The organism is Bradyrhizobium sp. (assembly GCF_036735945.1).
Classification (GTDB): Bacteria; Pseudomonadota; Alphaproteobacteria; order Rhizobiales; family Xanthobacteraceae; genus Bradyrhizobium.
Window position 1 is genome coordinate 1 of the sequence record NZ_DAINNI010000168.1, and the last position, 8,571, is coordinate 8,571.

At 64.6% G+C, this 8,571-nt stretch carries 12 protein-coding genes; all 12 read left to right on the forward strand.

The features are described from left to right. Nucleotides 1-667, forward strand: a 667-nt coding sequence (gene rsmI, locus V7E26_RS27590) for a 16S rRNA (cytidine(1402)-2'-O)-methyltransferase (RefSeq protein WP_324422455.1), incomplete at its 5' end; no start/stop codon positions are given. Continuing rightward, complete coding sequence (locus V7E26_RS27595; RefSeq protein WP_324422457.1) at nucleotides 654-1,067, forward strand: YraN family protein; 414 nt, start codon at nucleotides 654-656, stop codon at nucleotides 1,065-1,067. The genes rsmI and V7E26_RS27595, both read left to right, overlap by 14 nt. Nucleotides 1,068-1,097: 30 nt before the next feature. After that, a complete protein-coding gene (gshB, locus tag V7E26_RS27600; protein WP_324422458.1) occupies nucleotides 1,098-2,045 on the forward strand; it encodes a glutathione synthase in 948 nt (315 codons plus the stop codon). 175 nt (nucleotides 2,046-2,220) lie between these two features. Further along, complete coding sequence (locus V7E26_RS27605) at nucleotides 2,221-3,177, forward strand: hypothetical protein (protein ID WP_324422460.1); 957 nt, start codon at nucleotides 2,221-2,223, stop codon at nucleotides 3,175-3,177. 246 nt (nucleotides 3,178-3,423) lie between these two features. Further along, the gene (locus V7E26_RS27610; protein WP_324422462.1) at nucleotides 3,424-4,395 is read left to right on the forward strand and encodes an MBL fold metallo-hydrolase; all 972 of its coding nucleotides are present in this window, start codon (nucleotides 3,424-3,426) and stop codon (nucleotides 4,393-4,395) included. Between the two features lie 113 nt (nucleotides 4,396-4,508). Then, a complete protein-coding gene (locus V7E26_RS27615; RefSeq protein ID WP_324422465.1) occupies nucleotides 4,509-4,994 on the forward strand; it encodes a hypothetical protein in 486 nt (161 codons plus the stop codon). A gap of 46 nt (nucleotides 4,995-5,040) precedes the next feature. Then, complete coding sequence (locus tag V7E26_RS27620; protein ID WP_324422466.1) at nucleotides 5,041-5,220, forward strand: hypothetical protein; 180 nt, start codon at nucleotides 5,041-5,043, stop codon at nucleotides 5,218-5,220. A 97-nt stretch (nucleotides 5,221-5,317) separates the two neighbouring features. Then, a complete protein-coding gene (locus V7E26_RS27625) occupies nucleotides 5,318-6,856 on the forward strand; it encodes a YifB family Mg chelatase-like AAA ATPase (RefSeq protein ID WP_324422468.1) in 1,539 nt (512 codons plus the stop codon). Between the two features lie 285 nt (nucleotides 6,857-7,141). Beyond that, a complete protein-coding gene (locus tag V7E26_RS27630; protein ID WP_324422470.1) occupies nucleotides 7,142-7,339 on the forward strand; it encodes a nitrate reductase in 198 nt (65 codons plus the stop codon). A gap of 7 nt (nucleotides 7,340-7,346) precedes the next feature. Next, nucleotides 7,347-7,628, forward strand: a complete 282-nt coding sequence (locus V7E26_RS27635; protein WP_324422472.1) for a 4Fe-4S binding protein — start codon at nucleotides 7,347-7,349, stop codon at nucleotides 7,626-7,628. Next, nucleotides 7,625-7,888 carry a chaperone NapD gene (locus V7E26_RS27640; RefSeq protein ID WP_324422474.1) on the forward strand — a complete coding sequence of 88 codons (264 nt, stop codon included), beginning with the start codon at nucleotides 7,625-7,627 and terminating at the stop codon, nucleotides 7,886-7,888. The genes V7E26_RS27635 and V7E26_RS27640 overlap by 4 nt, the downstream gene beginning before the upstream one ends. A gap of 3 nt (nucleotides 7,889-7,891) precedes the next feature. Next, the coding region (locus tag V7E26_RS27645) for a molybdopterin-dependent oxidoreductase (protein WP_324422475.1) at nucleotides 7,892-8,571 on the forward strand (680 nt) is incomplete at its 3' end.

Genomic DNA, 8,571 nt, shown 5'->3' on the forward strand with positions numbered 1-8,571 from the left:
GGAACGGCTGGCGCAGGGCGCCGCGATCGCGCTGGTGTCGGACGCCGGCACGCCGTTGATCTCCGATCCCGGCTTCAAGCTGGTGCGCGAGGTCTCCGCGGCCGGCCACGCGGTGATCGCGGTTCCCGGCGCATCCTCGGTGCTGACGGCGCTGTCGGTCGCGGCCCTTCCGACCGACCGCTTCTTCTTCGAAGGTTTCCTCCCCGCAAAGGAGGTCTCGCGGCGGACGCGGCTGGCCGAGCTTGCCCGCATCGACGCCACGCTCGTGATGTTTGAATCCGGCAACCGCGTGCAGGAGACGCTACTCGATCTTGCCGGGATCATGGCCGGGCGCGACGCCGCGATCTGCCGCGAACTCACCAAGCTGCACGAGGACATCAAGCGCGGCCCGATCGCTGAACTCGCAAGGGCCGCCGACACGCTGGAAACCCGCGGCGAATTCGTGCTGGTGGTGGGACCACCGGCCAAGAATGCCGATGTCATGACGCAGCACGATCTCGACGATCTCCTGCGTTCGTCGCTGGCGCGCGACAGCGTCAAGGACGCCGTCGCGCATGCGGTCGAACTCTCGGGGCGGCCGCGCCGCGAGGTCTATGCCCGCGCGCTGGAGCTGGCGAGGGAAATAAAGGGTAAGACCGGGGGCGGGGGCGGCGATGGCGAAGCGTAACGGCACCGCGCCGCCGGATGTGGCCGGAAAACCTGCAGCACCCGCGCGGGTCGCCGCCTTCCGCACCGGCCTGTCGGCGGAAAGCCGCGCCGCCGCGCTTCTGATGGCGAAGGGCTACCGCATCCTCGCCAAGCGTTTCCGCACCCCCTATGGCGAGATCGACCTGGTCGCGAAAAAGCGCGATCTCATTGCCTTCATCGAGGTCAAGGCGCGCGCCAGTCTCGATGACGCCGCCTATGCCGTGACGCCGCGCCAGCAGGGGCGCATCGTCAATGCGGCGCAGGCCTGGCTGATGGCGCACCCCGAACATGCCGAATTTGAGCTGCGATTTGACGCCATCCTGATTGCACCGCGCCGCCTGCCACGCCATCTGTTAGCGGCATTCGACGCCAGCGCCTGAAGATCCCTCAAGAGACCGGACCAACTCCCCATGAAACTGAATGTCGCCGTCCAGATGGACCCCATCGCGCGCATCAACATCCGCGGCGATTCCACCTTCGCGCTGCTGCTGGAAGCGCAGAAGCGCGGCCACAGCCTTTCCTATTACACCCCCGACAAGCTGTCGCTGCGCGGCGAGGAGCTGGTGGCGCCGGTGCAAAAGCTCACCGTGCGCGACGAGGCCGGCGACCATTTCACGCTCGGCGAGCCCGCGCGCGAGGCGTTGCAAGGCTTCGATGTCATCCTGCTGCGGCAGGACCCGCCCTTCGACCTCGCCTACATCACCTCGACCCATTTCCTCGAGCGCATCCATCCGAAGACGCTGGTGGTGAACAACCCGGCCTCGGTGCGCGATGCGCCGGAAAAACTCTTCGTGATGAATTTTCCGCAGCTGATGCCGCCGACACTGATCTCGCGCGACCTCGATGAGATCAATTCGTTTCGCGAACAGCACGGCGCCGTGGTGATGAAGCCCCTGCACGGCCATGGTGGCGCTGCGGTGTTCCGCGTGATGCCGCAGGACATGAATTTCGGCTCGCTGTTCGACATGTTCTCCGTCACCTTCCGCGAGCCCTGGGTGATCCAGCGCTTCCTGCCCGAGGTGAAGCACGGCGACAAGCGGATCATCCTGGTCGACGGCGAGTTCGCCGGCGCCGTCAACCGCGTGCCGGCACCGGACGATCTGCGCTCCAACATGGTGCGCGGCGGCGCGGCGCAGGCGACCGATCTCTCTCCCCGCGAGCGCGAGATCTGCGACACGCTGGGACCGGCGCTGCGCGAGCGCGGGCTGTTGTTCGTCGGCATCGACGTGATCGATGGCAACCTCACCGAGATCAACGTGACCTCGCCGACCGGCATCCGTGCCATCCAGCGCCTCAACGGCCCGGATGTCGCGGCGAAAATCTGGGACACGATCGAGAAAAAGCGCGGCGGGAAATAATTTTTCCTGGCGCCTTCCGGCCCACCCGTTCGGACCGCCTCTGCCGGCCGCACGGAACCGGCCAGGCGAGCTTGCCGTCGCCGTTCCGACGTGCGGAAGTGGCTATCGCCATGCGCTGCCATCTTCTACCATCATGCGGCCATTGTTTGGGCAAGACTGCACGGAGCGCTGCCGGATGGTCGACCAGCCACCACCTTCGGACGACATTGGACAGAACAGTGAGACGCCAGTGAACTCCACGCCTCCTCCGAAACCGGCTGAGGCCTCCGATGCCTCGGGCGCGGCCGCCGACGAGCGGCTCGCGCACGCCCACGAAGAGATCAAGCGCGCGGATGAACAGCTCGCGCGCCTGGATGAACAGCTTGCGAGGATGGAGCGCGATACGCCGCCTTCGACCGAACCGAAGCCATCGCCCCCGGCCGAATCGGTAGGGCAATCGCCTTCCACTGATCCCTCCCCGAAGCCGGCCTCGGCCCAACCGGACCCGCAGCCACCTTCGGGTTTACCGGTCCCGCTGCCACCACCGCCGTCAGGAAGGCCCGCGCTCCCGACCCTCTTCGCCCTGGCCTTGGCGGCATGCGTCGTGGTCGCGGTGCTGGTGTTGCAATTGTCCTATGAAGACGGCGCCCTTTGGGCACCCCGGCCGGCTTCCGCATCGTTACCGTCGGGAAATCCGCCGGCGTCTCCGGAGCCCGCGCCATCGCCGGTCCAACTTGCGGCAGCGGAGACAGCATCTCCGCAAGCGCCGCCGCCGGCACCAGCACCGGGACCTACGCCGGCTCAGGCCGCGCCTGCTCCCGAAGCTTCGCCGGCAACGCCTGCAGCGCCTTCCGACCAGGGCCAGTTGCTGCAAACCATCGCACGCGACCTTGCGAACCTGGAGCGCACCATCGAGCAGCTCAAGGCAAACCAGCAGCAGATGGCCGACGACAACGCAAAAGCCATCGGAGAAATGAAGGCGAGCCAGGAAGAAATGAAGCGCGCGCTCGCGAAGGCTTCCGCGCCCGGACCCAAGGCGTCAGCGCCCGCGGCACCGCCGCCTTCAACCGTGCGCAGGTTCGAGCGGCCGCCGCCGCAAGTGCGATCGCGGCCGCGATACCCGAGGGAGTGGATGTACGAAGACGATTGGTAGCCGTCGGTGCGGCAACCATCGAATTCCCGTCCGTCGACAACGCTTCAACGTGACAGGACCGAGTCGCGGTCAAACCTGGGATGCCATCGCGCAACCACGCGTCACGAGACCGTACCTCATCGCTTTTTCACATGCCGTCTGTCGTCTCATCCCACTTGCCAATTTCGGCAAGCAGGGGCAGCCTGTAGCTACGGATGAATCTGTCCGGGCATAACTGCAATACATAAAAATTGGTGGAGGAAGAGCATGACGACGAATCTTTCGCGACGGTCTTTGCTTGCGCTCGGCGCCGGTTTGGGCGCTTCAACGCTGCTTGGCGGCAGCGCGCTGGCGAAAGCGCCTAAGCTCAACACCCAAACGCCCTATTGGCACCGCTTCGAACTCGGCGACGCCGAGGTGACCGTCGTTTCCGACGGCCCGCTCCCGCTCGGCGATCCCTCCGGCACCTTCACCGGCGTGCCGCCTGCAGAGGTGAAGAAGATGCTTTCCGACAACTTCCTCGATCCGGACAGCGTCACGCTCGAGCAGAACTCGCCGGTCGTGAACACCGGCGACAAGCTGATCCTGTTCGACACCGGCATGGGCACCTCGAAGGCGTTCGGCCCGACCACCGGCCAGCAGCAGAAGAACCTGGCCGCCGCCGGCATCAAGGCCAGCGACATCGACGCCGTGGTGTGCACGCACGCCCATATCGACCACATCGGCGGCCTCGTCGGCGCCGACGACAAGCCGCTATTCCCGAACGCGCAGGTCTACATCACCCAGAGCGATTTCGATTTCTGGACCGATGAAGGCAAGCTCGGCAGCCCCTTGAAGGATTTCGTGGTCCATGCCCGCAAGAACCTGATGCCGGTGCGCGACCGCATCGTCTTCATCAAGGACAACCAGGAATTCCTGCCCGGCGTCACCGCGCTCGCCGCCCCCGGCCACACCGTCGGCCACACCATCTTCATGGTGAACTCGAAGGGCAAATCCTTCTGCTTCCTTGGCGACCTCTCGCACCACGCGGTGCTGCTGCTCGAAAAGCCGCGGATGGAATTTTCCTACGACACCGACCCGAAGCAGGCCGCGAATTCGCGGGTGAAGATGCTGGAGATGCTCGCGGCCCAGAAGATCCCGGTGATGTCCTATCACTTCGCCTGGCCGGGCTTCGGCCACGTCGCCAAGAACGGCGATGGCTTCCGCTACTATCCGGAGCCGATGAACATGCAGCTTTGAGACGAGTTGCGCCGGGGAAGGCACTCTCCGCCGCCCCGGCGTCGACCTCGCGCGATTAGGTTGTCGGACGCCTGCACTTCGCTTTCACAGAGAAATGCCGTATGCCTAAAACCATGGCATATGAGTTCGACATAGAAACTGATCCTGATCCTCCATTTTCGGATAACCTGGGAGTCGAAATCGTCGAATTTGCGCTGGGCTACGATTTGGAGCGCGACCTCGTCGTACTCATGTCGGTCATGCTTGTCCCAGTCGACGAAGCTCACGATCTTAGATTCGGCATCAGGGAAAAAAGCTTGGTCAGTGATTGGAAAATCTCTGCTCCCGATTACACGAAAGAAGCAGTAGACAGCTACATACCCAAGGAATGGAGAGCCTTTGTTATCGTTCAGATCATGCGAGCTGTCAGATTGCTGGTAAGCCAAATCCAGCCGGAAAGCATTACCATGGAAACTTACTATGCCGGACTGCCGACGAAAGCTTTGAAAAAATACGACATGATAAGTGCCTCGGTGCATTCTTGTGGCTACGAGACAAAGGATCAATTTCGACACGAAACGTCGCAGAAGGATTACTGGCTGTTTGGACCGCGGGTTTAAGACAAGCCAAAATCATGCTATATCTATAAAAAATAGGAGATGTTGTATGACCCGCGACCGGATCGTTGAGGTCACCAAAAAAGCGGCCGAGCGTGTAGCAAGGGCGGAGACAGGAACGCCCGCCAAGAAAAAATACGTTAAGCGCCTGGCCGAGCTAAAGTCCAAACGCTCGATGACGCCCGATGGACCAACTACCGGTCGGGCGAAGGAGCGTCTGCGCGCCTAACGGTGCCAACGCATTGCTGTTTGACGTTCTGTTCTCTTATTGTTCTTGACTTGATCTGCGGTTCCCCGCTACCTTCGATTGCGTCACGAGGGGCAGCATGGTCGCGCGGGTATCCACCGTAGCCTTTGAGGGGATCGAGGCCCGCGCGGTCGACGTGCAGGTGCAGGTCGCGCCGGGATTGCCGGCGTTTGCGATCGTCGGCCTGCCCGACAAGGCGGTGTCGGAAGCGCGGGAGCGGGTGCGCTCGGCGCTGATCGCCTCGGGCCTGGCGCTGCCGGCGCGGCGGATCACCGTCAACCTCGCACCCGCGGACCTTCCCAAGGAAGGCAGCCATTACGACCTTCCCATCGCGCTCGGCCTGATGGCCGCGATCGGCGCGATCCCGGCCGATGCCCTGGCCGGCTTTACCGTGCTCGGCGAGCTCGGGCTCGACGGTTCGATCGCGCCGGTGGCGGGCGTATTGCCGGCGGCGATCGGCGCCAATTCGCGCGAGGAAGGCCTGATCTGTCCCGCCGCCTGCGGCACGGAAGCGGCGTGGGCGAGCCCCGACATCCAGATCATCGCGGCACGATCGCTGATCCAGATCGCCAACCACTTCAAGGGCACGCAGGTGCTGTCGCGGCCGCAGCCGAAAGTGCACGAGCACGAGGCGACGCATCTCGACCTGCGCGACATCAAGGGCCAGGAGAGCGCAAAACGCGCGCTGGAGCTCGCAGCGGCCGGCGGCCATCATCTGCTGATGATCGGCTCGCCCGGCGCCGGCAAGTCGATGCTGGCGGCGCGCCTGCCCTCGATCCTGCCGCCGCTGTCGCCATCGGAACTGCTCGAAGTCTCGATGATCGCTTCCGTCGCCGGCGAAATCCGCGACGGCGCCCTGACGGCGCGGCGGCCGTTCCGCAGCCCGCACCATTCCGCCAGCATGGCCGCGCTGACCGGAGGCGGCCAGCGCGCCAGGCCCGGCGAGATTTCGCTGGCGCATCAGGGCGTGTTGTTCCTCGACGAACTGCCGGAGTTCGATCCGCGCGTGCTCGATTCGCTGCGCCAGCCGCTGGAGAATGGCGAGGTGTCGGTGTCCCGCGCCAATCACCGCGTCACCTACCCCGCCCGCTTCATGCTGATCGCGGCGATGAACCCCTGCCGCTGCGGCCATGCCTATGAACCCGGCTATTCCTGCAAGCGCGCGCCGCTCGATCGCTGCAGCGCCGATTACCAGATGCGCATCTCCGGCCCGCTGATGGACCGCATCGACCTGCGCATCGAGGTTCCCGCCGTCACCGCCGCCGATCTGATCCTGCCGCCGCCGTCCGAAGGCTCGGCGGAAGTCGCCGCCCGCGTCGCCGCCGCGCGCGATATCCAGCTGGCGCGCTATGCCTCCGCCGGCATGCCGCAGGTCCGCACCAATGCCGAAGCGCCGGCGTCGCTGCTGGAGACAATCGCGCAGCCGGACACGCAGGGCCAGAAGTTGCTCCGCGACGCCGCCGAAACCATGAAGCTGACCGCACGCGGTTACCATCGCGTGCTCCGCGTCGCGCGCACGCTGGCCGACCTCGACGGCACGGAAAAGATCGGCCGGCTGCATCTCGCCGAAGCGCTGTCCTATCGTGCGCTGGCCGAGGATTTGCGGCGGGCTGCATAACGCAGCGCAGCATGCGGGTGCGACGCGCCGACGCTTGAACGGCGCGTCATATTGAAACATCATCAATAAGCGAAGCGTTTGTCCCGGTTTGTTTGATCCAGATCAATCGAGCATTCCTGGGCTACCGCCAAGGTAAGTGCGCGAGGCGTGCGAATTTCCTGCAACGGCGCAGGCGTGTCACGCATCTCTGATCCAATAGCAATAATGCGAACGGCAATTGCAGTCACCGGGGAAGCCGGTAGTCGGCTGGATTGATCGTTTGCTTCTAAGGCGACAGTTCGGGATATGCTCGACACGTCAGTTAAACAGGATGCGCAGCCCGAAGGGGCAGGCAGGGTCGGCCGGCGTGCGGAGCTGTTGGTTTTCGCCATCATCGCCGCCTTCATCTGGCCGGTGGTCGCCGTCGGCGTCGTCGGCGGATACGGCTTTCTCATCTGGATGACGCAATTGATCGTGGGACCGCCCGGTCCCCCCGGCCATTGAGGCCGCCATGGAAAGCCCGGGCCCCTCACGCCGCGCCTTGTTTCGCGGCCAATTCCTTTCCAAACCTGTTGCGCTGATCGGCGACTTCTGCCTCGCCGAAGCCGGCATCGTCTGCCGCTCCTGCGGCGAGACCTGTCCTGATTCGGCGATCCGCTTCCGTCCGCGATTGGGACTGCCGCCCCAGGCCGTCGTCGATGAGGCCGCCTGCACCGGCTGCGGCGAATGCGTCACCGCCTGTCCGGGCGAGGCGATCACGCTCGGGGCTGCGCGGCAGAAAGTATCGCCATGACGGCGGATGCGACCATTCACATTTCGAGCGCGGTGGTGTCGGTGCTGCCGGAACGGCGGGACGAGGTGCTGCGTGCGCTCGCCGCCATGCCTGATGTCGAGATCCATCAGCGCGACGAAAGAAAGATCGTCATCGTCATGGAAGCGGCCGAGAGCGGAATCATCGGCGCCCGTCTCGCCGAAATCGCATGCTGGCAGGGTGTCCTGTCGGCCAACATGGTGTTCGAGCAGGTCGAAAGATCCGCCGATATCGGAGACTAGAACATGTCACTCTCGCGACGCGAATTGTTGAAGGCGCAGGCCGCCGCCGTGGCCGCCGCAGCCGCCGGCATTGCCGCCCCTGCGGCCGCGCAACCGGTGCCGGGCGGCATCGGCTCGCTGGAGATCAAATGGTCGAAAGCGCCGTGCCGATTCTGCGGCACCGGCTGCGGCGTGATGGTCGGCGTCAAGGACAACAAGGTGGTCGCGACCCATGGCGACACGCTTGCCGAGGTCAATCGCGGGCTCAACTGCATCAAGGGCTATTTCCTTTCCAAGATCATGTACGGCGCCGACCGCCTGACCACGCCGCTGCTGCGCAAGAAGGGCGGCGTGTTCGACAAGAACGGCGAACTGACGCCGGTCTCCTGGGACGAGGCCTTCGACGTGATGGCCGCCCGCGCCAAGAAGGTGCTGAAGGAGAAGGGACCGACCGCGCTGGGCATGTTCGGCTCGGGACAATGGACCGTCTTCGAAGGCTACGCCGCCACCAAGCTGATGCGGGCCGGATTCCGCTCCAACAATCTCGATCCGAACGCGCGCCACTGCATGGCCTCCGCGGCGGTCGCCTTCATGCGTACCTTCGGCATGGACGAGCCGATGGGCTGCTACGACGATTTCGAAGCCGCCGACGCCTTCGTGCTGTGGGGCTCCAACATGGCGGAGATGCATCCGATCCTGTGGAC